A 26,122-nucleotide genomic window follows, 5' to 3' on the forward strand; every position below is an offset into this window, starting at 1 on the left:
CCACCAAATGATAGTGAGTAACACATGAAAATTAGCCATCTTGATCATCTTGTTTTAACTGTTGCAGACATTGAAAACACCTGTAATTTCTACCAAACCGTGCTGGGGTTTAAGGTCATCACCTTTAAAGGTGATAGAAAGGCTCTACAGTTCGGAAATCAAAAAATAAATTTACACCAGCAAGGTAACGAGTTTGAACCTAAGGCATTACAGCCGACTCCCGGATCTGCTGACCTATGTTTTATTTCAGAAACTCCCATTTCCGAAGTGATTGCGCACCTTAATCAATTAAATATTACAATTGAAGAAGGACCCGTTGAACGTACGGGTGCAATGCATCCTATTCTTTCAGTTTATATTCGCGATCCAGATCAAAATTTAATTGAGATTTCAAATATCCTCACGTCTTAGCCATTTGAATAAGATACCGACTGGTAAGCGTTACAAGATGTTCATTACTCTGACAAAGACAAAAAGCGCAAAGAATTTTTCCGCAAAGCGACGTTGATGCCGTACACTATACAAGCTATTTTTTAGCATCTGATTGAAATCAATTTATAGTTCATATTTCTTTGGTGATTCCTCATGAATAACACGCAATGGCTCGATGAAGTAAAATTTAACGAACAAGGTCTTATCCCTGCCATTGCTCAACATCATCAAACCGGACGTATTTTGATGGTGGCGTGGATGAACCGTGAAGCACTCGCGCTCACAGCAGAAAAAAATCAGGCTGTTTATTTCTCTCGCTCTCGCCAAAAACTTTGGCACAAGGGTGAAGAATCAGGACATTTCCAAACAGTTTATGAAATTCGTCTGGACTGCGATGCCGATGTCATTGTCTTACAAATTGAACAGCACGGCGGTATTGCATGCCATACAGGTCGTGAGTCTTGTTTCTACCGTAAACTTACCCCACAAGGCTGGGAAATTGTCGATGCACAGTTAAAAGACCCTACTGCAATTTATGGTGACAAAGCTAAAACTGAAGCACACAATCATGCTCACACCACAGAACAAGTCGATGTACTTGCTCACTTAGGGCAATTGATGCAAGAGCGTAAGCAAGCTGAAGCTGATACTTCATATGTTGCAAGCCTCTACAAAAAAGGCATCAATAAAATCTTAGAAAAAGTAGGTGAAGAAAGTGTAGAAGCAATTATTGCTGCTAAAGATTTTGCCGCCCAAGATTCAGAAGCACACTTAAACGATCTCGTTTATGAAACAGCAGATTTGTGGTTCCATACTATTGTCATGTTGGGTTATTTCGATCTTAATCCACAACTTATTATTGAAGAATTGGCCCGTCGTCAGGGTTTATCTGGTTTAGTTGAAAAAGCTAACCGCAACAAGGTATAAAATCACTCAGTGTCGAATATTGAAAAACCTAAAGCCACCTATGAGCAAGCGATTGCCATAGACAACGCACGTCTTGGGCAATCATTTAAAGTGATTGCCTATGCAGGTACAGGTAAAACTACTACTTTACAAATGATTAGCGATGCCATGCCTGAGCGGCGCGGTATGTATTTGGCATTTAATAAAGCGATTGCTGGTGAAGCCCAAAACAAATTTCATCGCAATGTCGACTGCCGTACTTTTCACTCACTTGCTTTTCGTAGCGTGCCACGTGGCGTAACTGACAAATTACGTCTACCGCGCTTAAGTCCAAGTTTTATTGCTAAAGAATATCGACTAGAGCCGATTACTTTACGACGCATGATGGGTGGGCGTTACGAGAAATATGTCTTAATGCCAAGCCGACTAGCAAGTCTTGTCGCAAATGCGGTGGGTTACTTCTGTTCAACGAGCTCTCAATATCCGGCACCTCGACATATTCAGGCACCCAACTGGTTGCATCAAGACGATATTATCGAATTACAAAATCACCTTTACCCTGCTGTGGAACGACGTTGGTTAGAATCGATTGACCAAAACCATCAAGCTGGTATTGGGCATGACATTTATCTCAAACTTTGGGCATTGTCTGAGCCAAACATTCCTACTGACTATGTATTGTTTGATGAAGCACAAGATGCTGACCCTCTAATGCTAGGCATTTTGCTTCGCCAAAAAAATACTCAAGTTATTTATGTCGGTGATGCACATCAACAAATCTACGCTTGGCGTGGTGCAATTAATGCCATGCAACAATTGCCCTTGCCGGAATCTCGATTAACCACTTCTTTTCGTTTTGGCGAAACGATTGCCGATGTAGCCAATGCACTGCTTGGTGGTTTAAATGAAACTGTTCCCTTGCTTGGTAATCCAAACCAGAAATCAAGTGTAGTGAATAAACCGCATACCAAAATGCGTGATGCGATTTTATGCCGCACCAATGCTCGTGCAATGGAACTTTTACTGGCAGGCTTAGTTCACGGCGATAAAGTGAGTTTGCAGGCGGATCATCAAAAACTAAACCGTTTTGTAGACGCCGCAAGCCTCTTAAAGCAAGGCAAACGAGTTACTGACGTTCCTGAATTGGCGTGGTTTAACTCATGGCACGATGTACATGAGTACTGTGAAACCAATGAAGGAAGCGATATCAAACCATTGGTTAAACTGGTTGATGATCACGGCACTGACCCACTAAAAAAAGCACTTGCAAAGATTACTCCGCTTGAGCAAGCTGATTATGTCATCTCCACAGCTCATAAAGCGAAAGGGTTAGAATGGAACCGTGTTCATATTGAAGATGACTATCAATTTAAAATTAATGGCTTAGAACACAAGATTACAGATGAAGAGTTAAGATTACTTTACGTTGCCTGTACTCGTGCTAAAGTAAGTCTAAATATCCATCATCTTTATGATCTGATACAACAATTAAAACTAAGGGCGCCTTTAAGTCTTCGTCAATCGGTTGGTTGAAGCGCTCATAATTAGGTGAGCCTATGCAACTTGAATCTATCCAATTTAAACATATTGCTCTGTTTCACGATCTTAAAATACAGTTTCAATATGAAAAACAGCCGATTACCTTAATTTTAGGTGAACAAGCAACGGGTAAAAGTATGTTACTCAAACATACTTACCATGCTTTAACTTGGTTCCCAGCCCGTTTTAAAGATTTACGTAGCCCCGGTATTGTTATGCCTGACCAAGACATTACTCAATCGCGTCTACAATCAAAAATCGAAGTAACCGTTCAGGTCCCACCAGAAATTGGCTCTTTACCTGAAAGTACCTCTGCTCAAGAGGTAGATTCTTCGCTGTGTAGCTGGAAACTTTTTAAAACTCTAAATTCAAGTGGCTTTGGAATCAGCCAAGTTGAAACTCAGCAACTTGACCAGACTACGGCTCTTTATCAACAAGTTATCAAAAAAGATCCGTTACAAGGATTGCCCTTAGTCGCTTACTACCCAGCCGAGCGATTTGTAAATGATATTAATCTACTCAATAAAAACTTACCCGGCATTACTCAAGCCATTTCAGCCTATGATATTAGTCCAGTTCCGTTCACAACCTTCACGCGTTTTTTTGAATGGTTACGTGAAATTAGTGATATCGAAAATGCTCAAGCTGCGCATCTCGTACAACGTATTATCTCTAAGCAATCAGATTTACAAGATCAGACAGAACTATTAAATGAACTTCAAAAAGAGTTAGCTGGGCAGCCTCAACAGCTCACTTCACCTAATCTCTACGCACTTAAAAATGCATTAAATATTGTTTTGCCCGAGCTCAAAGACTTATATTTGCAATATCAGCCTAGGCTTCAACTCATGGCTGACTATGATGGCCAAACCCTACCTTTTCAGCAACTTTCCAACACCACAAAAACATGGATTGCTTTAGTAGGCGATATTGCCCGCAGGCTCTGTTTACTCAATCCGTTAAGCCTAAATCCTTGCCTAGAAGGTGAAGGAATTTTACTAATTGATCAAATTGATGCACAACTTGACGCACAGCATTGTTCAGAAATTTTAAACAAACTCCATCAAGCATTCCCACGCTTACAAATTATTGCAACTGGAAGCCGTGAAGAGTTACTAGAACATGCCTCAGCCTATCAGTGTTTAAAATTAGAGCATGGTAAAATTAGCCATCTTGATTTAAATACCACCAAACAACAGCTTGAACACATCTATACATTACTCCAAAGAAGCGAGGCATTAGTTCCACATATAGAAACACAACTTCCAAGCTTAATAGACCCGACTCCCTCTCCTGCACAGGTTGATATTTTATTTCAGCAGATTCAGGGTTTAAATGAACAACAAAAAAATGAATTGCTACGCATGATTCATGCAGGAGACACACCAGAAGAAAGTCCTTCTGTTTAAATTTTATAATCAATCGACTCTGTTTTGAAAATTAAAAAGCAGGGCCACAAAATATATGGTTGAGTCAGATTTTTTAGCTTCAAAAATAACTAGATGTTGTTACTACATGTAATAACATCAGATTTTTACTGCTTTTTTAGTGTACAATAAATTTCATTTTGCGTTTTTATTCTTCAAGTTGCGCAATACAACTTGTTTCTCGCTTTATTTTCTAATTTGGTTGGGTTTTCAGAATAACAAAGCCTTGGAACTCTCTTTGAATTCCTATCTATTCTGAAATTAAAAATTCACCTTTAGGTTTCGGCCTAAATCACATATGGATACGAGTGTGCTACCGATAATTATCTTATTACCGTTAATATTAGGCACCACCCTTGTTTCATTGCTTCAACGATTTTCGCGTGGAGTAACGGCTTTAGGGGCAATTGGAGTCAGTTTAACCAGTTTTGGTTTATTACTGGCTCAAGCTAAAACTGTGCTTGGTGGTGCAAGCATTCAACAAAGCTGGGATTGGTTACCTCAATTAGGAATTAATCTAAGCTTCCGACTCGATGCTCTTGGTTTACTATTTTCTTTACTTATTACCGGTATCGGTACCCTCATTTATATATACGCCTACTACTATCTTGGCCCTAAAAATTCTTTAAGCAAACTATATGCTTTACTCATGCTGTTTATGGCAGCAATGCTGGGTATTTCGCTCTCTAATAATCTTATTATTTTATTAGTCTTTTGGGAGCTCACCAGTATTTCATCTTTTTTATTAGTGGGTTACTGGAGTCATTATGAAGCTGCTCAACGCGGCTCTCGAATGGCACTCACCATTACAGGGATGGGCGGTTTGGCGTTGTTGGGTGGATTTGTTCTATTAGGACAAATCACTGGAACCTATGAAATTAATGACATCATGGGTATGAAAGATGCCATTCAAGCCCATTCCCTATTTATTCCAATGTTATTGCTTATTTTGCTTGGTGCATTTACGAAGAGTGCTCAGTTTCCATTTCATTTTTGGTTACCCAACGCAATGGCTGCACCCACTCCGGTGTCTGCATACCTGCACTCTGCAACCATGGTAAAAGCTGGGATCTTTCTGCTTGCCCGCTTACTGCCAATTTTTGTAGGCGCTGCGATCTATCACAATATCGTGACGTTTGTCGGCCTGTTTACACTTTGTATGGCAGCATGTTTTGCCATTTTTAAAGAAGATTTAAAAGGGCTGTTAGCCTATTCAACGATTAGCCATTTAGGTCTTATTGTCTGTTTACTTGGTATCGGTTCACCTTTAGCAGTTGCTGCTGCCATTTTTCATATTATTAACCATGCAACATTTAAAGCTGCACTCTTTATGATTGCAGGGATCATTGACCATGAAACGGGTACACGTGATCTTCGAAAACTCAGTGGTATTTGGCAATTACTTCCTTTCACTGCCACATTAACCATGATCACCGCTGCCTCTATGGCAGGTGTACCACTCACCAATGGCTTTATTTCTAAAGAGATGTTCTTTACCGAGCTATTGGCGAATCTTTCAGGTTCAGCAGTTATCTTTGCCAGTATCATTGCAACGCTTGCTGGTATTTTTGCAGTGAGTTATTCCATTCGCTTAGTGCACGGCGTGTTTTTTGACGGTCCGATTGGTAAACAAGTGCCAAATAAAGATGCACATGAACCGCCAATGGGCATGCGCGCACCTGCTCTTCTTCTTGCTGTGCTATGTATCCTAGTCGGCGTTTTACCTTCTTTGTTGGTAGAACCATTAGTAAATAGCGTAACGAGAGCAAGCTTGATGCAACCAGAATTTGCAGGAACTCATCTTGCGATCTGGCACGGATTCAATGCTCCTCTGGTGATGAGTATTATTGCTTTAGTGGGCGGCTCACTGTTCTATTTTGCTTTGGCAAAAGATGGCATGATTCGTAAAATTGACCTTGACCCACGTCTTGGCAAATTTCAAGGCCGCATTTTATTTGATTTATTTTTAAAACATCTGTTGCTCACTAGCCGAAAAATCAAACAAAAAACTGAAAATGGCTCATTGCAAAGTTACTTGTTCATGATCATTGCTTTTAGCGTCATCATGGTAACTATGCCGCTACTTAATCAAGGGCTCACCACAGGCACACGTGAACTTACTCATGCCCCATGGATTGCCATCGTTCTCTGGCTGACCCTGTTCTCAGGTTGCTGGATGATGCTGTGGTTCCACCATGAGCGTATTAAAGCCGTCCTTATTAGTGGTGCAATTGGTCTGGTTGTAACGATGGTGTTTGTCACCATGTCGGCTCCAGATTTGGCACTGACTCAAATTACCGTGGATGTTGTAACCACTGTTCTTTTATTAATGAGTTTATCTTTACTTCCACAGCTAACGCCGTATGAATCTCTTCGCTCTAGACGTTTAAGAGATGCTGCTTTAGCGATTATTGGAGGCTTAGGAATAGGGTGGATTGCGTGGCTGATTTTAACTCGTGATCATAATTCGATTTCATGGTTCTTTGCCCAGCAGTCTTTACCACTTGGCGGTGGCTCAAATATTGTAAATGTCATTTTAGTTGACTTCCGTGGCTTCGATACCTTTGGTGAAATTACGGTGCTAGGCATTGCTGCTATTGGTTCACTTTGCCTCATGGATGGTATGCGTGTACATGGTACAACCATAACCCAAGGTCTCACCTACCGTTTTAATCCATCTCCGCTCATGTTCCGTATAACAGCTTCTTGGGTATTGCCATTGGCGCTTGTCGTGAGTGTTTATATCTTTATGCGGGGCCATAACTATCCGGGTGGTGGCTTTATTGCAGGTCTAATCACCTCAATGGCATTAATCATCCAATATATAGCGCTAGGTCAAGACCAAACTGAACAATTGCTCAAAGTAAAATCAGGCCGTCTTTATGAAGTTTGGATTGGTTCAGGTTTAACCATTGCTGGGCTTACTGGTGTAGCTGCATGGTTCTGGTTACGCCCATTCCTGACTAGCGCACATGTGTATGTTGAGTTACCCATTCTAGGAAAACTACATTTGGCTTCGGCTGCAAGTTTTGACTTAGGCGTTTATATCACCGTAGTTGGTGCAACGATGTTGCTCATCTCGGTATTGGGAGACTCTCGCCACTCAAGCATGGCTGGTCCTGTAGTACCACATCGGGAGGAATCATCATGATCAGTTTAGAATTCTTATTAGCTTCTGCTATTGGTTTACTTGTTGCCACAGGTATTTATCTGATTTTGCGTGCTCGTACCTTCCCTGTCGTGCTTGGATTGGCTGTAATTGGCTATGCTGTAAACCTATTTTTATTTGCGATGGGCCGGTTACAAATCAGCTCACCCGCAATTTTAACTGAAACAACAAAAATAACCGATCCACTTCCTCAAGCGCTGGTATTAACAGCCATTGTGATCGGTTTTGCAACCACCGCTTTTATTGTACAACTGGCGCTGCGTAGCCGTTATGAATCAGGTAGTGATCATGTTGATGCTAAAGAAGACATCTCTCCAACATACGACCCACGCGAGGATGAGCCGTAATGTTTGATTTTTTATCTTTCTGGCAAGAACATGCGCCGATTTTTAGCATTCTTATTCCGGCATTTACTGCTTTTATCTTATTACTGCTAGGTAATCCAGGAGCAGGTGCTTTAAAAGATGACTGGCGACAACCATGGCGTCGTGGCATTAGTCTTGTTTCCGCAATTGCTGGATTAGTTACCGCAATTGTATATTTAAGCTTTGCAAGCACAGGCCAAATTACCACTTACCAGCTAAGTGAATGGTCAGCACCGTTTGGTATTGTACTCGTATTAGATCGTCTTTCTGCTTTTATGCTGGTACTGACTTATGCGTTAGTAGTTCCAGTTTTATGGTATGCAAGCGACAATTGGGATACCCGTGGTCGCTATTTCCATGCCATGGTGCATTTCTTGTTAATGGGGATCTGCGGAGCATTTTTAACAGGCGATTTATTTAACCTTTTCGTCTTTTTTGAAATATTGTTGATGGCTTCGTATGTTTTGCTTTTACATGGACAAGGCAAGCCACGCTTTCAGCTGGGTGTTCACTACGTCATTATCAATCTGTTAGCATCTGCCCTATTCTTAATTGGCCTTGGTATGATTTATGGTAGTGTGGGTAGCCTCAACATGGTGGATGTTTCACGTCTTATCCCCACACTCGAAGCAGATCAACATAAATTAGCTGTAGCAGGTGCCTTACTTTTATTTGTAGTATTTGGCATTAAAGCAGCCATGCTTCCTGTAGGTTTTTGGCTACCAAAAACTTATGCTATTGCAAGTACACCTGTAGCTGCAATTTTCACCATTATGACCAAGGTCGGTATATATTCGATTTTGCGTGTGAATGGAACTGTATTTGACGATGCGCTTAGCCAAGAAATCTTAAAAAGCTGGTTACTTCCTATTGGTTTAATTACATCACTCTATGGTGTGATTGGAGCAATTGGAGCAGATCGATTACGTCGCTTTGTCGGGTTTATGGTGCTTTCTTCAATTGGCACCTTGCTCACGGCAATTGCCATGTCGAATACACAAGCATGGTCTGGCGCATTATATTACTTAGTGCACAGTACGCTGATTGGAGCAGCTTTTTATCTATTTTGTGGATGGATAACTTCACAACGTGGAGATTTTAAAGATCATTTAAAAGTTGCTCCAAGAATCAAACAAGAAAAAGCGGCTATGCTGACTTATTTCTTGATTGCCATGATGCTCGCGGGTTTACCACCTTTTAGTGGTTTTCTTGGAAAGGTATTTATTTTACAAGCGACAGTCGAAGCCAGCTATCAAGGCTGGATCATTGGTGTTGTTCTTGTTGTGAGCTTATTAAGTATTATTGCTCTAACACGAGTTGGTTTTATCTTATTCTGGCGAGCAACACCACCAGAGGAAGATCCAATTCATCCGGCTTATATTCTTTATCGAGCATTACCAGAACGCGCGCCACCACGTAATGATCAAGTGATTTATGTCTTACTTGCCGGCTTAATCGCTTATGTCGTTTTTGCTGCACCTATTCAGCATTACACATTAAGTACCGCTCAGCAGATTCAAGATCATGCACTTTACCAACGCACTATTCTTAAAGTAGATAAAAATGGTGAAGCTATCAGCGTACAACCATTTGACCCTGCTTACCTACCAGAAACTAAATATGGTGGTGAGGTTGAAGATCATAATGCTTACCTCGTTCCAGATATTATTTCGAAAGATACCTTCAATGGTGAACATATTTCGGAATATAAACTTCGACAAATTCAGCAACAGGACAAACTACAAACGCCTACCATTGTTGATGAAAGTCAATTGAAACCTATGGAGCCATAAAAATGCAGTTATCTCATTTGCTTGAACGCTGGTTTCCACATCCATTTGTTTCCGTTCTTATCATTTTATTTTGGCTAATGCTGTCACATAGTCTTGATGCTAGTGACATTCTGACGGCAGTACTGTTGGGTTTAATTATTCCTCGTTTAGTTAAACCGTTTATCACCCGTACACCGCATATTCATTGGAAACCAGCTATTAAATTATGCTTTGTGGTTCTTTGGGATATTGTTATTTCTAACTTTCGAGTAGCAAAACTCGTTTTGGGACCTACCAAAAATTTACATCCTAAATGGTATCGAGTGCCGCTAGAAACGGAACATGAACAGGTTAATACCTTACTGGCAATGATCATCACGACAACACCTGGTACGGTTTCTGCGGGCATTGATCAGGAACGTGGAGATATTCTGGTTCATGCGTTGAGCACAGATAATACCGAATCTGATATTGAAGACATCAAACAACGTTATGAAATTCCACTTATGGAAATTTTTGATGTAAAAAGCAAAACGGAGGCAAGTGCATGACCATCCTACCCTATGCTCTAGGTATTAGCTCAATTGCCATTACGATCTCTATGCTACTTTGCCTCTTCAGATTGGTCATAGGCCCATCAATTGTAGATCGGCTTTTAGCACTCGATACTCTCTTCTTAAATGCAACTTGCCTCATTGTTGTTTTAGGCATTTATTGGATGACGACCTCTTTATTTGAAGGAGCTCTACTGGTTGCGATGCTAGGTTTCGTATCTACAGCAGCCTTAGCACGTTACTTCACAACTGGTCACGTAATCGATTAAGGAGAGATCAAAATGCAGTTCGTAATGGAAATTATTGTTTCGGTCTTTCTGGTTTTTGGTGCTTTCTTTATGTTAGTCGGCTCGATTGGTATGGTGCGCTTGCCTGACTTATTCATGCGTTTACATGCACCCACAAAATCAAGTACGTTAGGATTAGGCAGCTTTTTGATTGCGTCCATGATCTTTTTTGCTTTTCAAGGCCGCTTTGGTTTTGCCGAGCTACTGATCACACTTTTAGCTTTTATTACCGCACCGGTTTCAGCAAATTTAATTGCTCAAGCTGCGCTACATTTACGTTTGCGCTCATTGAGTGGAGAAGTTCCTGAGTCAATTGAACGCCCCTTACCTTGGGACCGTTATAAAATTGGACAACGTTTCTCACAAAACAAACCGCCTATGGACCCTCCTAAAGACTAGAAAAAACTAACCAATAAAAAAGCCACCCGAAGGTGGCTTTTTTATTTTTTATATTACTGTTCTTCATCTGATTCGCGTTTCGGTAAATCATTTACCGCTTTTTCGATCAGACCAAACATATAGTTACCATACGCATTAGTCTTGTCATAATGGAAACGCAATCTTGGCGTAATACGTGTCTTGATACGACGGCTCAATTCATGACGCAAGAAACCAGAAGCTTTATTTAATACCTCTAAAGTTTCTTTATTTGCTGCTTCACTTTGCTCATCACCAAGCTCACGTCCCATTACGGTGACATAAACTTCAGCATAACCCATGTCTGCACTGACTTTCACCGCAGAGATGGTCACTAGACCACCTAAGCGAGGATCTTTAAGCTCCTGACGGATCAGCTCAGACAACTCACGTTGTACTGTATCCGCCATGCGCTTTAAGCGTTGGCTACCCGCCATTAAAGACTCCGTTTAATCAATTGAACATCATAGACTTCAATTTTATCTTTCACTTTGATGTCTTTATAACCTTTCACCGCAAGACCACATTCCATACCGGCACGAACTTCTTCAACCACTTCTTTATAGCGACGAAGAGATTCAAGCTCACCTTGGAACACAACCACGTCATCACGTAATACGCGAATCGGTTTATTACGATGCAATACACCTTCAAGTACCATACAGCCTGCTGCTGCACCAAACTTACTTGAGTGGAATACTTCACGTACTTCAGCAACACCCAAGATAGTTTCCCGATGTTCAGGAGCAAGTTTACCGCTCATGGCATCTTTCACATCATCAATCAATTCATAAATGATGCTGTAGTAACGAATATCGATACCGTCTTGGTCACTTCTCTGACGAGCAGTCGTATCAGCACGAACGTTAAAGCCCAACAATACAGCTTCTGAAGATTCAGCAAGAATTACATCAGACTCAGTAATCGCACCAACACCCGAACTAATTACACGAACTTTTACTTCATCAGTAGATAATTCAAGTAAAGCTGCATTCAATGCTTCTAAAGTACCACGTACGTCTGTTCTTAAAACAACGTTCACTGTAGGAACATCTTTTTTGCCCATTGACGACATGATATTTTCAAGACGCATTGCGCTTTGACGATCAATACGTTTTTGACGTTCACGGTCAGCACGAGCATCAGCAACTTCACGTGCTTTCTTCTCGTCATTTACAACTAGAACTTCATCACCTGCCATTGGAGCTTCTGGAAGACCCAGAATTTCTACTGGAATAGATGGTCCTGCTGATTTAATAGGCTTACCATTTTCATCAGACATTGCACGTACACGACCATATGATGAACCTGCAAGAACAAGGTCACCAATGTTTAATGTACCGTTTTGAACAAGAATAGAAGTTACTGCACCACGGCCTTTATCAACACGCGCTTCAATAACAACACCTTGTGCAGCACCTTCAGCAGATGCTTTTAATTCCATCAATTCTGATTGAATAAGAATTAAGTCAAGGAGTTCATCAATACCTTGTCCACTGTGTGCAGAAACCTTAGCAATCGGAACATCACCACCCCATTCTTCTGGAACGATTTGTTTCGTTGTTAATTCATTTAACACACGGTCTACATCAGCAGATTCTTTATCCATCTTGTTGATTGCAACAATAATTGGAGTTCCTGCTGCACGCGCATGGTCAATTGCTTCTGCAGTTTGCGGCATTACACCATCATCTGCTGCAACAACCAATACAACGATATCCGTTGCTTTAGCACCGCGTGCACGCATTGAAGTAAATGCAGCATGTCCCGGTGTATCAAGGAACGTAATAATTCCTTTGTCTGTTTCAACGTGATATGCACCAATATGCTGGGTAATGCCACCTGCTTCGCCTGCCGCCACTTTCGAACGACGGATACGGTCAAGCAATGATGTTTTACCATGATCAACGTGACCCATAATGGTAACAACTGGCGGACGAGTTGTTTGCTCACCACGTGCTTCTTCAGCCGCTTCAAGCAAGTTATCTTCCGCTTGAGTATCGGAAACTAAAACAGGGTTATGGCCCATTTCTTCAACAACAAGTGCTGCTATATCTTGATCAATAGCTTGTTCCTGATTAACCAACTCACCCATTTTCATAAGTGATTTGATAACTTCACGTACTTTAATCGCCATTTTTTGAGCAAGATCGGCAACAACAATGCTTGAACCGATTTCTACATCATAAACTTGCTTTTTAACTGGCTTTTCAAATCCATGCTTATTTGCCTGGCTTGATTTTAAACCACGTTTATTATGGTTAACAAAGCTTTGCTCTTCTTGACCACGACGACCACCTTTTTTACCCGCACGAGGGTTAGTGGTTGCACTACCGCGTTTAATTTCACGGTCTTCTTGCTTAAATGAATCTTCATAAGCTTGGCCAACTAGACCCGAAGCAAGTGGAGAATCATCAATCACACGAATTGTTGTAGTAGCTTCGTCACTTGAATACTTAGACGCCATTTTGCGCATTTGTTCAAGTGTACGTTGCTGAGCTTCTTCAGCCGCTTTACGACGCGCAGCTTCTTCAGTTGCTTTTAACTGAGCTGTTTGTGCTTCACGTGCTTTCTTTTGCTCTAATGTTTCTGCTGGTTTTGGTGCAGGTTTTACTGTACCACCACCACGTCTTTTCACTACTACAGCAGCTTTAGGAGCTGTCTGCGCAGCGCTATCTTGTTGATGAGCAACACGCATCGCATCTAAAGTTGCTTTTGCTTTTTGCTCTGTTTGAAGACGCGCGTTTTGCTGTGCAGTGTCACGCGTTTGTTGTTCTACACGTGTTTTAGCATCAGCTTCTACACGTGCTTTAGCTTCAGCTGCAATTTGTTCAGGGTTTGGTTTAGCAAAAACTTGTTTTTTACGTACTTCTACGTTAATTGTTTTTGCTTTACCTGAAGTACTTGCAACTTTAGCGGTACTGGTTGTTTTACGTTTCAACGCAATTTTTCCTGTGTTACCACTTTCCTGACCATGCACTTTTTTCAAATGATTGACTAAAGTATTCTGTTGTTCAGTGGTAATAATATCGTCTGCTGTACGTTGAGGCAAACCTGCTTCACGAGCCTGTTCTAGGAGCTTCTCAACAGGACGTTCTACACTGAGAGCTAACTCTTTAATTGACTTGTCCGTCATATTTCATCTCCTAGTTAAACCATGATTCGCGAGCTTTCATGATCAATTGACCTGCTTTTTCATGATCAAGTCCTTCAATATCAGAGATATCGTCAGTAGCCTGATCTGCCAAATCATCGACAGTAATAATACCGCGAGCGGCAAGCGAGTAAGCGATCTCAGAAGTCATGCCTTCCATTGTTAGAAGGTCTGCACTCGGTTCTTGAATATTTTCTTGCTGTTTCAAAGCATCAGTAAGTGTTGCTTCTTTTGCACGACTTTGCAATAACTCAACCAATTCGGCATCAAGCTCAATTTCGTCAAAAGTTTCAGCTGGAACATAAGCAATCTCTTCTAAAGAGGTAAAGCCCATTTCCACCAATGCCATTGCTAAATCTTCTTCAATATCGAGACGTGATACAAACATGTCAAGATATTGCTGAGCTTCATTTTGCTGACGAGCACGATACTCTTCTTCAAGCATCATGTCGAGTTTGTAGCCAGTTAAATCAGAAGCCAAGCGAACATTTTGGCCTTGTGAGCCAATCGCACGAGCCAATTGATCGCTGGTTGCAAAAATAATATCGGCACTTCTTGCATCTTCATCAAGCACGATGCCTGAAACATCAGCTGGTTCTAATGCACTTGCAATGTACTGAGCTGGATCATCAGACCAGACCACTACATCAATACGTTCACCGTTTAACTCTTGTTGTACTGCTTGAATACGCGTACCACGCATACCAATACATGCACCTACAGGGTCAATACGATGGTCATTTGTTTTCACTGCAATTTTAGCACGAACGCCTGGTTGACGTGCCGCTGCTTTAATTTCAATAATTTCTTCAGAAATCTCAGGAATTTCTTTTTTCATTAAAGCAATTAACATTTCAGGCTTAGCGCGTGATAACAACAACTGAGCGCCACGACCTTCACGGTTCACATTGTATAAAATAGCGTTCATACGTTGTTTCGGACGAAGAATTTCTTTAGGAATCATTTCTTCGCGCGCAAGATAAGCTTCAGCGTTGTCGCCTAAATCGATAATAAAGCCATCTTTGGTTTGTTTTTTCACTTCACCGTAAATCAACTCACCAACTTTAGACTCGTATGCATCAGCGACCAAAGCACGCTCAGCTTCACGAATTTTTTGTACGATAACTTGTTTTGCAATTTGTGCAGCGATACGACCAAACTCAATAGATTCTACTTCGAGTTCACGTACATCACCAATTGACCATTTAGATGGGTCAAGGTCAGAAATCGCATCTTGGCAAGCTGGCATTTCATGATCTTCATCTGCCACAACAGTCCATTGACGGAACGTGCTGTAATCACCAGTTTTACGATCGATTTCTACACGAAGCTGAGCTTCTTCAGCATGTGTACCTTCGTAAAATCTTTTCTTCGTTGCAGCAACTAGAGCTTGTTCTAAAGCCTCGAAGATCGCTTCACGACTAACACCTTTTTCATTACTAACCGTTTCAACAACGGTAAGAATTTCGCGGCCCATAAGTCACCTACCGATTTCTTATAAAATTTAATAAATTTAATCTTGATAGATCAAGTTTGCTTTATCGATATTGTTGCTGTCGATCTCAAGCACGTGCTTCCCATCAACTTCAACCTGAATTTCTTCATTTTCAAGGTCTACTGAGATAAGTTTTGCTTGAAATTTACGACGGTTTTCTACTGCTGCAATCAAACGCAAAGCAATTTGTTGTCCAATGTAGCCTTGTAACTGTTCTAATTGAAAAAATGGACGATCCCAGCCCGGTGAAGAAACTTCTAATGAATACTCACCTGAAATTGGATCATGAACATCCAGCATTGCGCCAACTTGTTGTGTTACACGCACACAATCTTGTACACCAATACCACGGCCTTGTTCTACTTCGCCATCTTCATTAAGTACAGGCTCAGCATTCTCTTCACTTACCGCTTTGTCGATATAAATACGCAATAATGAACGTTTGCCTTGTGGGATAAATTCGATTCCCCAAAGGTCGACACCACATGCTTGTACTGCAGGAACAATTAAGTCATGCAATGCTTGGGATTTATTTGATAATTTCATTTACTCTCGTCATTCTCGTGCGATTCAATCGGTTGTTTTAACCGACACAGACCTACTATAGTGAAGCATGACTATTTGACCAATTGATGTCGAAACTACACGATAGCGATACGATAACCAATAAAAAAGGGCGTTAATCGCCCCTATCTTGCACAGAAAACAATAATCCACTGTGCAAAAAGGCCCACTTGTCTGTGAGCCTCTTTTAAGAAACTTGGTAGCGGGAGCTGGATTTGAACCAACGACCTTCGGGTTATGAGCCCGACGAGCTACCAGACTGCTCCATCCCGCATCAACGTGCAAAAATTATATACAAATATCAAATAAAGTCAATGTAAACTTACTAGATATTTGCCTGATTAAGTTGCACCTTAATCAAATTGGTAGCGGGAGCTGGATTTGAACCAACGACCTTCGGGTTATGAGCCCGACGAGCTACCAGACTGCTCCATCCCGCAACAAAAACAAACTACTCGCATCAACTTTCTGGTTAAAAGCTGGTGCGGAAGGGGGGACTTGAACCCCCACGCCCGAAGGCACTACCACCTCAAGGTAGCGTGTCTACCAATTCCACCACCACCGCAGCTTGTGGGACGCATTCTAGTGCTTCCCATCACAAAAGGAAAGCCCTATTTCGAATTATTGACTCGTTTTTGGTGCAGTTGGTGAAGTTTCAGGCAATTTGACTGGTGTTGGTGCAGTAGTTTGTACAGTTTTCAAACTATAAGCCTCTGTAGTTTGCTTTTTCGCAAAAACAGCCAAGGTTAAACTAGTCACAAAAAACAAGGCTGTTAAAACAGCAGTGAGGCGAGTAAGGAAATTAGCTGAACCTGATGCGCCAAATACAGTTGCTGCTCCACCGCCACCGAAAGAGGCACCAGCATCAGCACCTTTACCGTGTTGCACTAGAATCAAGCCAATCATCAGTACCGCTAAAATAATATGTACGATCAGTACAAAAGAGTGCATACCCTATCCTCGTTATTTACTTTGTGCAAAGGCTTCTACGATTTGATAAAAAGATGCTGCATTTAACGAAGCACCTCCAACCAACGCGCCATTAATATCTGGACATGCTGCCAATTCAACTGCATTTTCAGCTTTTACACTACCGCCATATAAAATCGCAATGTCTGGACCCGCAGAAGTAATCTGACTTAAACCTTCACGGATTTTAGCATGCATTGCCTGTGCATCTTGTGGTGAAGCAGTTTTACCTGTACCAATTGCCCAGATTGGCTCATAAGCAATTACAATTTGCTTTTGCCATTGCTCTGCGGTCACGATAGGAGCTATATCACAGATTTGTTGCAATACAACCTGCTCTGCTAAATCTTGTTCACGCTGTTCAAGACTTTCCCCCACACAATAAATAACAGTTAAGCCTGCATTTAAAGAGTTTTGGAGTTTAGCCTTCAAAATTTCAACGTTATCACCTAATAAATCACGGCGTTCAGAGTGACCCACCAATACAAAATTAATTTGGCTATCTTTTAATAATTCTGCACTGACTTCACCCGTGTAGGCGCCTGTACCTGCTACACGCGATACATCTTGTGCAACTGTATATACTGTTTTTGCAGCATCTTGCAATTGTGTTTGTACCATTGCAAGTGCAATAGAAACTGGAGCAACCCCGACATGGCAGCTTTCATCTGCAATTTCGTTTTGTTGCAATAGTTGTTTAAATTCTTCTATAAGTTGTTTGGCATTGGCACGCATTGGGTTCATTTTCCAGTTGCCAACTACCCAAGGCGTAATCGTCGAACCCGACATACGGCTCACCTTTCATCAAAAATGCAGCACATTCTACACGCATTTCTACAAATTTCAGATACTTTTCTTTAACAGGATTGCTCATATCTTTTCTACTATTTGAAAACAGTAATAAAACTTTATTGAGTCAAAAGCTCCGCCTTTTAAAAATTAATGAATAAAAACTTCGACTGGTTCAAGCTTTGACAATCGGACCAAGACGAGAGCATCATTTTCTCAGGTAGTAATTTTAGATAACAAAAGTATAATTTTTTATATACCAATTATAAACATATGAGCACAGGTAGGCAGATGTCAGTCATACATACATCTCCAAAATTTTCGGGGTTTTTTCGACGATTAGTCGAAGAAAAACATGTGTCGGTAGCGACCATGCAGGCAGCATTAGATGCAGCAAAAAGAGCTAAACAGGATACTGTTGCGTACCTGATTGAAGAGGTTCATCTATCCCCTTCTTTATTAGCTGAAACAATCTCTATTGAATTTGGTGAACCATATTTTGATCTGGATGTTTTCGATACCAGCCAGATTCCTAAAGATTTGGTCGACCAGAAACTGATTTTAAAACATCGGGTCTTGCCTCTCGTACAAAGAGGACAGATTTTATATGTTGCAACCAGCAATCCCAGTAATATTGAAGCTATTGATGCTATTCGCTTTAACAGCAAGCTTATGGTTGAACCGGTTATTGTCGAGCACCATAAACTTGAGAAAATTCTGGCGCAGCAATTTACTGAAGAAAGTAGTTTCGAGTTTAGTGATGAAGAATTTGATCTTGATGTAGATCTTGATACCTCAGCTGCTCCTGAAGAGGATGATGACACTCCTCAAGGCGATGAAGCACCTATTGTTAAATATGTTAACAAGTTATTAATAGATGCGATTCGTATGGGGGCTTCTGATTTACATTTCGAACCTTATGAGAAATCGTATCGGGTCCGTTATCGGGTCGATGGCGTTTTGCGTCAGATTGCAAATCCACCATTACAACTCGCAAATCGTTTGGCTTCACGCTTGAAAGTAATGTCTCAGATGGACATTTCTGAAAAACGTGTTCCCCAAGATGGTCGTATCAAGCTCAAGCTATCGAAATCTAAAGCAATTGATTTTCGTGTGAACTCTCTTCCGACCTTATTTGGTGAAAAACTAGTTCTACGTATTCTCGATCCATCTAGTGCCATGCTGGGAATTGATGCTTTAGGATATGAAGAAGAGCAAAAAGCGCTTTTCATGGAAGCATTAGATAAGCCACAAGGTATGCTTTTAATTACTGGCCCGACAGGTTCTGGTAAAACAGTATCTTTATATACGGGCCTCAACATTTTAAATACTGAAAGCTCCAATATTTCTACTGCCGAAGATCCAGTCGAAATTAACCTTGAAGGTATTAATCAGGTTAACGTAAATCCGAAAGTAGGTCTTACTTTTTCGGCTGCGCTTAAATCATTTTTACGTCAGGACCCTGACATTATTATGGTCGGTGAGATTCGTGATTTAGAAACAGCTGAAATCGCGATTAAGGCGGCTCAGACAGGTCATATGGTGATGTCCACACTACATACCAACAGTGCCCCTGAAACACTGACTCGTCTACGCAATATGGGAGTTCCATCTTTCAATATTGCAACATCGGTCAATCTGGTGATTGCTCAGCGTTTGGCACGTCGCTTATGTCCACAATGTAAAGTACCTACTGACGTTCCCAAACAAAGCCTATTGGAAATGGGTTTTACCGAACAAGATCTAACCAATCCCGATTTTCAAGTTTTTCAACCAGTCGGTTGTCCAGAATGTCGTGAGGGTTACAAAGGTCGAGTTGGTATTTATGAAGTAATGAAAGTCACACCTGAGATTTCCAAGATTATTATGGAAGATGGCAATGCTTTAGAAATCGCTGCTGCTTCTGAAAAACTGGGGTTTAATAATCTGCGTCGCTCAGGTTTAAAGAAAGTCATGCAAGGTGTTACTTCTTTACAAGAAGTCAACCGCGTGACCAGTGAATAAAAGACAATTTAAAATAAGGATAATGTCATGACTGTCAAAAAGGCACAATTGATGCCGACTTTTGCTTATGAAGGGGTTGACCGTAAGGGCGTAAAAATTAAGGGAGAACTTCCGGCTAAAAATATGGCTTTAGCCAAAGTCACCCTACGCAAACAAGGTGTAACTGTTCGTAATATTCGAGAAAAGCGTAAAAATATTCTTGAAGGTATATTCAAGAAAAAAGTATCGACGCTCGATATCACGATTTTCACCCGACAACTTGCAACCATGATGAAAGCTGGTGTCCCACTGGTACAAGGCTTTGAAATTGTGGCTGAAGGTTTAGAAAACCCAGCTATGCGCGAAGTGGTACTCGGCATTAAAGGTGAAGTTGAAGGTGGTAGTACTTTTGCCTCAGCTTTAAGAAAGTATCCTCAGCACTTCGACAAATTGTTTTGCTCTCTTGTAGAGTCCGGCGAACAATCGGGTGCACTTGAAACCATGCTGGACCGCGTGGCAATTTACAAAGAAAAAAGTGAATTGCTCAAGCAGAAAATTAAGAAAGCTATGAAATACCCTGCAACGGTTATTGTAGTCGCTGTAATCGTTACCATTATTTTGATGGTTAAAGTAGTTCCCGTTTTCCAAGGCCTATTTTCTTCGTTTGGCGCAGATTTGCCTGCCTTTACACAAATGGTCGTAAATATGTCGAAATGGATGCAGGAATACTGGTACATTCTGATTTTTGTGATTGGTGCAATCATTGCCGCATTTCTTGAAGCTAAAAAGCGTAGTAAAAAATTCCGTGATGGTTTAGACAAACTTGCCCTGAAACTACCTATCTTTGGTGATCTGGTTTATAAGGCGATTATTGCCCGTTACAGCCGTACTTTAGCAACAACTTTTGCAGCTGGTGTTCCTCTCATTGATGCGCTTGAATCAACTGCTGGCGCAACCAATAATATTATTTATGAACAAGCTGTAATGAAAATTCGTGAAGATGTTGCTACAGGTCAACAACTCCAATTTGCGATGCGCGTTTCAAATCGTTTTCCATCTATGGCTATACAAATGGTCGCAATTGGTGAAGAATCTGGTGCACTAGACAGCATGCTCGATAAAGTTGCAACGTACTATGAAAATGAAGTTGATAATGCCGTTGATGGGTTAACTTCAATGATGGAACCTTTAATTATGGCAATTTTAGGGGTACTTGTAGGCGGTTTGGTGATTGCTATGTATCTTCCAATTTTCCAAATGGGTTCAGTCATATAATGCAAGAAATAATGGCTTATTTTATTCACAACTTAACTGCACTTTATATTGCAGTTGCATTATTGAGCCTGTGTATTGGTAGCTTTCTGAATGTGGTGATTTATCGTACCCCCAAAATGATGGAACAAGATTGGCAGCAAGAATGTCAAATGCTACTCAATCCTGAAGAACCAATCATTGACCATGAAAAGCTGACATTAAGTAAACCGGCTTCATCATGTCCAGAGTGCCATCAACCCATTCGTTGGTATCAGAATATTCCTGTTATCAGTTGGTTAGTTTTAAAAGGTAAATGTGGAAATTGTGGGCATGCGATTAGCATACGCTACCCAGCCATCGAACTATTAACAATGGCATGTTCACTGGTTGTGGTCATGGTGTTTGGCCCAACCATACAAATGCTTTTGGGACTAGTCCTGACTTGGGTTTTAGTTGCTTTAACATTTATAGACTTTGATACTCAGCTGCTACCCGACCGTTTTACCCTGCCTTTGGCAGCACTTGGCTTAGGCATTAATACCTTTAGTATATACACCACACCCACTTCAGCCATTTGGGGTTACTTAATCGGTTTTTTATGCCTGTGGATTGTGTATTACCTGTTTAAAGTCATTACAGGCAAAGAAGGTATGGGTTATGGCGACTTTAAGTTGCTCGCCGCATTAGGTGCATGGATGGGGCCATTGATGCTGCCATTAATTGTGCTATTGTCATCTTTACTAGGTGCAATTATTGGCATCATTTTACTAAAATTACGCAATGACAATCAGCCCTTCGCCTTTGGGCCGTATATTGCCATTGCAGGCTGGGTTGCCTTTTTATGGGGTGACCAGATTATGAAAATCTATTTGGGAGGTTAAGATGGCTTTTATTCTGGGAGTCACAGGTGGTATTGGTAGCGGAAAATCTGCTGCAACACAATGGTTTGAATCCCAAGGAATACAAGTTGTCGACGCCGACATCGTTGCTCGCGAAGTGGTTGAAAAAGGCCGACCTGCCCTTCAAAAAATCCAACAAACTTTTGGAGATTGGGTGCTTCAATCCGATGGAAATCTAGATCGTCGTGCCCTACGCGAATATATTTTTCAAAACCCTGAAGCAAGACAATCACTTGAGCAAATCACACATCCTGAAATTCGCCAATCTATTATTCAACAATTACAAAATGCGCGTAGCGCCTATGTGATTTTGGTTTCGCCATTACTCTTTGAAACCAACCAACATCAACTGGTTAATCACACGTTATTAGTTGATGCAAGTGAACAAACTCAAATTCAGCGTGCCAGCCAACGCGATGGACAAAACCAAGAACAAATCCAAAAAATTATCGCGGCGCAAATGCCACGTGAGCGAAAACGTGAACTTGCAAATGACGTAGTATTTAATGACGGATTACTCGAACATTTACATCAACAATTAGAGCCTTTACATCAAAGTTATTTGAAACGCTCAAACTAATTTGGTTTATTTTGCTGTTTAATTTTTTGTGCCAAGCTATCTGGTCGAAACCATCGCCAAGGTTGTAAGGCACCCACTCCCATTCCAACCAAACCCACCACAATAGATGGGCTTAACGCCTCCCCTAACAGAGGTACTGCTAATATTGCAGCAATAAAAGGCGCCAAAGTGACAATGCTTCCAGTTTTAAAAGCACCAAGTCGTTGAATCGCTGCCACATAAGTCAAAGTTGCAATAATAACGACAAACACACCGTGGAAAATGCCTTGTATTGCTAAATGAACAGGACTGACTTCAATAAAATGCTTAGGCAAAAATAAAACATAGATGGGCAAATAAATAATTGCAGACCAAATCGCAACACTTGCCATTGAGTGCCATGCAGATAGTTTCCACTGTTTAAGTAACACAGTGAAAATACCCCACCAAATCGCACTAATAAAAAGGAGTAAATCACCTATTCCAAAAGCAGAGGCATTACCTTGCAACATCAAAGCGCTCATAAGGGCCAAAGCCGCTATCATGATTGCGAGACTAGCCCATGTATGTTTATCAAATGGCTGCCTAAATAAAATATATGCTGCGAACGCAGTACAAATCGGAATACAGCCATTTAAAAAAATTGCAGCATGAGCGGCGGGAGCATAGAGAAAAGCGGTATAGACAGTGAGACAATAAATGACCCCGCCAATCAGAGCCAAAATAACCGCATGCTTACTCCATAAAAAAGCGAGATCTTTTTTATAGATCAAAATAGGCATTAAAATTAGGAAAGCTATAGCGAAGCGCAGTGCGGCAATATCCCAAGCACTGATGTGCCACTGTGCATTTAAACGGGCAAAAAGCGTAAACCCGCCCCAAATGCACATGGTCACCAATACAAAGAAATAGCCTTGCTTACGGGGAGACATATCAAGATGACTTAAAACTAGAAAGGCAGCTAAATTATACCTCAGAACGCTGGCGGCAAGCCTCATAAAGAGCCATACCAGTCGCTACACTGACATTTAGACTTTGTAGATTTCCTGACATCGGAATATAAACTTTATGATCACACTGTGCCTGTGTAATAGGACGTAAACCGGTATCTTCAGCTCCCATTACAATCACAACTGGGCCAGAAAAATCGCATTTTCGAAGTGGTAATGCGCTTTCATCAAGCATGGTGCCAATCACACGTACATGCGTTGTTTCTTTAAGATGAGCCAATGTACGAGCTAAATTTGTGACTTGAATGAATTTAACTTTCTCGGCTCCACCCGCTGCAACTTTACGAGCAGTTGGCGTTAAACTTGCCGCACGATCACGAGGCACAATGACGGCTTGCACACCCATCGCAGCGGCGGTACGGATACAAGCCCCTAAGTTATGTGGGTCTGTCACCTGATCCAATGCCAACAACAAGGCATCTGGAGTTTCACTTAAAATTTGATCAAGATCTTGCTCATTTAAGACAGGATGTGGACGCACTGCTGCCACCACGCCTTGATGAAATGGTAGGCCTGCAAGTTTTTCAAGACTATCGCGGCTTGCTTTTTGTACACTAATTCCAAAAGGCTCTGCCAATTGCAAAATCTTTTGCAAACGCTGATCATCCCTTCCTTTTAAAGTAAACAGGGTTAGCACACGCTCTGGCTCAAGCTCTAGCAATGACTCCACTGAATGAACGCCATAATAATATTCCTGTTTTGCCATGCATGACCTCTAACAACGTTTGAGCAAAAAAATAAAAATCCTGCAAAGCCAACTTCGCAGGATTTCTTTGGGCATAGTGTACCCGATTTGAACAGGAATTTCTTAGCCTTCTAAATGGCACACGTAATCGAGCACTTCATCAGTTTCGATTTTAAAAAGACTACTGCCTGGCACATAAAATGATTGGCCCGCACGGAACAACTCACTTTCATTGCTGTCTGCAATTGTTACGCGACATTCACCTGAAATAATTTCCATACGCTCAGGAACATGCGTTTCAAAAGTTAAAGGTTGCTCAGTCGGCAAAATAACACCTAGTGTTTTTTTCGTTCCATCTTCAAATTGCACGGTATGGCTGATACATGCTCCACCAAAATAAACGTTTGATTTTTTGATGACCGTTACATGATCAAATTGGTTTGTACTCATGCACATTCTCCAGATAATGCCATATTTATATAAATTATGATGAATGTAGTTTAATTGTGCCTAAATAACTAATCAATCAGTTTTCATACGGATAGACTTGTAATTTCCACTGCTCTGCCTGAATTTTTTTGGCAAAAGCATGAGGTAAGTTAATCTCAATATTTCGACCACTCGACACAATTGCATCGTATCTGCAAACTTCGACCTGATTTTCATCCAGAAGTACCCAACTCACTCTTTGTGCTGTTGGATGGGCGACTGCGGTGGTCACTACCGGTAAACCGTCATTCATTCCTACATGAAAATTTTCACTGTCGTTTTGTATTAACGCCAGATCGTAAGTTGGAAAATCGCTAGCATCTGAATCAAATTGCTGGCTATCGTGTATAAGCACACTCTGTTTTAAAGTCGGCCAAATACAGTAGCGCAAATAATGCTGATCCATCACCCGATTATCCAGATAACGTCCGGTGGCAACATAATCTCTGATATGTGCTTCAATATTATGAAAAATCCCTGTACATCCGCCCCACATTCCAGCCAAAATTAGTTCGGTATGAGAATAACTATCTCGCATTAAATGAAACCATTTATCACTCTTGAGCCATGCATCTACAGCCGCCTTTTCACGGTACGATACAATAGAGTCGGCATCACGAATCAGAAAACGCTTAACTGTTGGATCATCCATCACAAAAAAACGCCAGAACAGCCCTGATAATTGCTTTTGAGAGTCCGTCACCTGTACCACTTGCGCCCCCTTCTCTTTTAAGCGCTGTTGTACCAGTAGTGGCACAGTATCATCGACATAAAATCGACACGTCCATTCCGGATAAATCTGTTTGGCTAGCTGAGTATTTAAAATAGAGGTTTCACAATAACGCGGATTGGCTCCAAACAAAGAGAAAGCAATAATATTTTCTTCAGGATTTGAACTAAACTCAGGTGGCGTATGACTTGGAATCGGTAAAACAGGTTCACTCTTAACGAGTTCTTTTTTGGTTGCAATTGCCAAGCGTCCAAATTTGATTGTTTCTTCTTTTTTATTTAAATGATGGCAAACCTCTGTGAGTCCGTCATATAAATTTGTATTTACGTTAGATCCACTTGCCTGAATCGCTTGTAAATAATGTTGGTAGGCATCGGTATAACGACCTAAGCGTAGTTCGGTATAAGCCAAGTCAGATAAAGCTCCCGAATGCTTAGGAACTAAACTAACAGCTTGTTTAACATGTTGATAAGCTTTGGCATAATTGCCTTGTGCGGCTGCTTGTTTAAAGGCATTAAAATGTTGATTTAAAATTTTATTCATTTCCGCAGGATTGTTTTTTTTATGACGATTGACCATTCCTATGGGCGCTTTCGGTAAGCTTAATGTTTTTTTCATTGTAAATATCCGCAATCTTGCTGTTCTATAATTTCAGTTAGAATAATAGATCACTT

The 26,122-nt window shown here is 41.0% G+C and carries 24 protein-coding genes and 3 tRNA genes; 14 read left to right on the forward strand and 13 right to left on the reverse strand.

Annotated elements, in window-relative coordinates; all coding sequences use genetic code 11:
• The first annotated feature begins 24 nt into the window (after positions 1-24).
• From NL42_RS08845 to NL42_RS08890, 10 genes are all read left to right on the forward strand, one after another.
• Positions 25-411 carry a VOC family protein gene (locus tag NL42_RS08845; RefSeq protein WP_461312489.1) on the forward strand — a complete coding sequence of 129 codons (387 nt, stop codon included), beginning with the start codon at positions 25-27 and terminating at the stop codon, positions 409-411.
• A gap of 174 nt (positions 412-585) precedes the next feature.
• Positions 586-1,359 carry a bifunctional phosphoribosyl-AMP cyclohydrolase/phosphoribosyl-ATP diphosphatase HisIE gene (hisIE, locus tag NL42_RS08850; RefSeq protein WP_461312490.1) on the forward strand — a complete coding sequence of 258 codons (774 nt, stop codon included), beginning with the start codon at positions 586-588 and terminating at the stop codon, positions 1,357-1,359.
• Positions 1,360-1,368: 9 nt separating this feature from the next.
• Positions 1,369-2,871: a UvrD-helicase domain-containing protein gene (locus NL42_RS08855; RefSeq protein WP_461312491.1), complete on the forward strand. Its 1,503-nt coding sequence runs from the start codon at positions 1,369-1,371 to the stop codon at positions 2,869-2,871.
• 23 nt (positions 2,872-2,894) lie between these two features.
• Entirely contained in the window at positions 2,895-4,286 is a 1,392-nt protein-coding gene (locus NL42_RS08860; RefSeq protein ID WP_461312492.1) for an AAA family ATPase, read from the forward strand.
• Between the two features lie 316 nt (positions 4,287-4,602).
• Positions 4,603-7,455, forward strand: a complete 2,853-nt coding sequence (locus NL42_RS08865; protein WP_461312493.1) for a monovalent cation/H+ antiporter subunit A — start codon at positions 4,603-4,605, stop codon at positions 7,453-7,455.
• Entirely contained in the window at positions 7,452-7,820 is a 369-nt protein-coding gene (locus NL42_RS08870; protein ID WP_003654595.1) for a Na+/H+ antiporter subunit C, read from the forward strand. Before NL42_RS08865 ends, NL42_RS08870 begins: the two co-directional genes overlap by 4 nt.
• Positions 7,820-9,631, forward strand: a complete 1,812-nt coding sequence (locus tag NL42_RS08875; protein ID WP_461312494.1) for a monovalent cation/H+ antiporter subunit D — start codon at positions 7,820-7,822, stop codon at positions 9,629-9,631. Before NL42_RS08870 ends, NL42_RS08875 begins: the two co-directional genes overlap by 1 nt.
• 2 nt (positions 9,632-9,633) lie before the next feature.
• On the forward strand, positions 9,634-10,161 hold the full coding sequence (locus tag NL42_RS08880) for a Na+/H+ antiporter subunit E (protein ID WP_005301847.1): 528 nt from the start codon (positions 9,634-9,636) through the stop codon (positions 10,159-10,161).
• Positions 10,158-10,433, forward strand: a complete 276-nt coding sequence (locus tag NL42_RS08885) for a monovalent cation/H+ antiporter subunit F (protein WP_004795001.1) — start codon at positions 10,158-10,160, stop codon at positions 10,431-10,433. The genes NL42_RS08880 and NL42_RS08885 overlap by 4 nt, the downstream gene beginning before the upstream one ends.
• Positions 10,434-10,445: 12 nt before the next feature.
• Positions 10,446-10,850: a Na+/H+ antiporter subunit G gene (locus tag NL42_RS08890; protein ID WP_005301841.1), complete on the forward strand. Its 405-nt coding sequence runs from the start codon at positions 10,446-10,448 to the stop codon at positions 10,848-10,850.
• A 53-nt stretch (positions 10,851-10,903) separates the two neighbouring features.
• On the opposite strand, the gene NL42_RS08895 is transcribed toward NL42_RS08890, so the two are convergent.
• From NL42_RS08895 to tpiA, 9 genes are all read right to left on the reverse strand, one after another.
• Entirely contained in the window at positions 10,904-11,305 is a 402-nt protein-coding gene (locus NL42_RS08895; protein WP_461312495.1) for a ribosome-binding factor A, read from the reverse strand.
• On the reverse strand, positions 11,305-14,004 hold the full coding sequence (gene infB, locus NL42_RS08900; protein WP_336165849.1) for a translation initiation factor IF-2: 2,700 nt from the start codon (positions 14,002-14,004) through the stop codon (positions 11,305-11,307). The genes NL42_RS08895 and infB overlap by 1 nt, the downstream gene beginning before the upstream one ends.
• 10 nt (positions 14,005-14,014) lie before the next feature.
• The gene (gene nusA, locus NL42_RS08905; RefSeq protein ID WP_016139435.1) at positions 14,015-15,499 is read right to left on the reverse strand and encodes a transcription termination factor NusA; all 1,485 of its coding nucleotides are present in this window, start codon (positions 15,497-15,499) and stop codon (positions 14,015-14,017) included.
• A gap of 36 nt (positions 15,500-15,535) precedes the next feature.
• Positions 15,536-16,063 carry a ribosome maturation factor RimP gene (gene rimP / locus NL42_RS08910; protein WP_461312496.1) on the reverse strand — a complete coding sequence of 176 codons (528 nt, stop codon included), beginning with the start codon at positions 16,061-16,063 and terminating at the stop codon, positions 15,536-15,538.
• 215 nt (positions 16,064-16,278) lie between these two features.
• Positions 16,279-16,355 (reverse strand) — tRNA-Met (locus tag NL42_RS08915).
• Positions 16,356-16,444: 89 nt separating this feature from the next.
• Positions 16,445-16,521 (reverse strand) — tRNA-Met (locus tag NL42_RS08920).
• A 40-nt stretch (positions 16,522-16,561) separates the two neighbouring features.
• Positions 16,562-16,646 (reverse strand) — tRNA-Leu (locus NL42_RS08925).
• Between the two features lie 56 nt (positions 16,647-16,702).
• On the reverse strand, positions 16,703-17,032 hold the full coding sequence (gene secG, locus NL42_RS08930) for a preprotein translocase subunit SecG (protein ID WP_461312497.1): 330 nt from the start codon (positions 17,030-17,032) through the stop codon (positions 16,703-16,705).
• A gap of 12 nt (positions 17,033-17,044) precedes the next feature.
• A complete protein-coding gene (gene tpiA, locus NL42_RS08935; protein ID WP_461312498.1) occupies positions 17,045-17,839 on the reverse strand; it encodes a triose-phosphate isomerase in 795 nt (264 codons plus the stop codon).
• A 291-nt stretch (positions 17,840-18,130) separates the two neighbouring features.
• On the opposite strand from tpiA, the gene pilB reads away from it, so the two are divergent.
• Genes pilB through coaE form a run of 4 tightly spaced genes read left to right on the forward strand, consistent with a single transcriptional unit; the run spans position 18,131 to position 22,555 of the window.
• Positions 18,131-19,843: a type IV-A pilus assembly ATPase PilB gene (gene pilB, locus NL42_RS08940; protein WP_461312499.1), complete on the forward strand. Its 1,713-nt coding sequence runs from the start codon at positions 18,131-18,133 to the stop codon at positions 19,841-19,843.
• A 27-nt stretch (positions 19,844-19,870) separates the two neighbouring features.
• Positions 19,871-21,097, forward strand: coding sequence for a type II secretion system F family protein (locus tag NL42_RS08945; RefSeq protein WP_461312500.1), 1,227 nt, complete (start codon positions 19,871-19,873; stop codon positions 21,095-21,097).
• Complete coding sequence (locus tag NL42_RS08950) at positions 21,097-21,957, forward strand: prepilin peptidase (RefSeq protein WP_461312501.1); 861 nt, start codon at positions 21,097-21,099, stop codon at positions 21,955-21,957. Before NL42_RS08945 ends, NL42_RS08950 begins: the two co-directional genes overlap by 1 nt.
• Position 21,958: 1 nt before the next feature.
• Positions 21,959-22,555 carry a dephospho-CoA kinase gene (gene coaE / locus NL42_RS08955; protein WP_461312502.1) on the forward strand — a complete coding sequence of 199 codons (597 nt, stop codon included), beginning with the start codon at positions 21,959-21,961 and terminating at the stop codon, positions 22,553-22,555.
• On the opposite strand, the gene NL42_RS08960 is transcribed toward coaE, so the two are convergent.
• The 4 genes from NL42_RS08960 to NL42_RS08975 form a co-directional block, all read right to left on the reverse strand.
• On the reverse strand, positions 22,552-23,466 hold the full coding sequence (locus NL42_RS08960) for a DMT family transporter (RefSeq protein ID WP_461312503.1): 915 nt from the start codon (positions 23,464-23,466) through the stop codon (positions 22,552-22,554). The genes coaE and NL42_RS08960 overlap by 4 nt on opposite strands.
• 34 nt (positions 23,467-23,500) lie before the next feature.
• Positions 23,501-24,250: a 23S rRNA (guanosine(2251)-2'-O)-methyltransferase RlmB gene (gene rlmB / locus NL42_RS08965; RefSeq protein WP_461312504.1), complete on the reverse strand. Its 750-nt coding sequence runs from the start codon at positions 24,248-24,250 to the stop codon at positions 23,501-23,503.
• A gap of 102 nt (positions 24,251-24,352) precedes the next feature.
• Positions 24,353-24,679, reverse strand: a complete 327-nt coding sequence (ppnP, locus tag NL42_RS08970) for a pyrimidine/purine nucleoside phosphorylase (protein ID WP_461312505.1) — start codon at positions 24,677-24,679, stop codon at positions 24,353-24,355.
• A gap of 76 nt (positions 24,680-24,755) precedes the next feature.
• On the reverse strand, positions 24,756-26,066 hold the full coding sequence (locus NL42_RS08975) for a tetratricopeptide repeat protein (RefSeq protein ID WP_461312506.1): 1,311 nt from the start codon (positions 26,064-26,066) through the stop codon (positions 24,756-24,758).
• Positions 26,067-26,122 lie beyond the last annotated feature (56 nt).

Source organism: Acinetobacter sp. GN11, assembly GCF_054823985.1.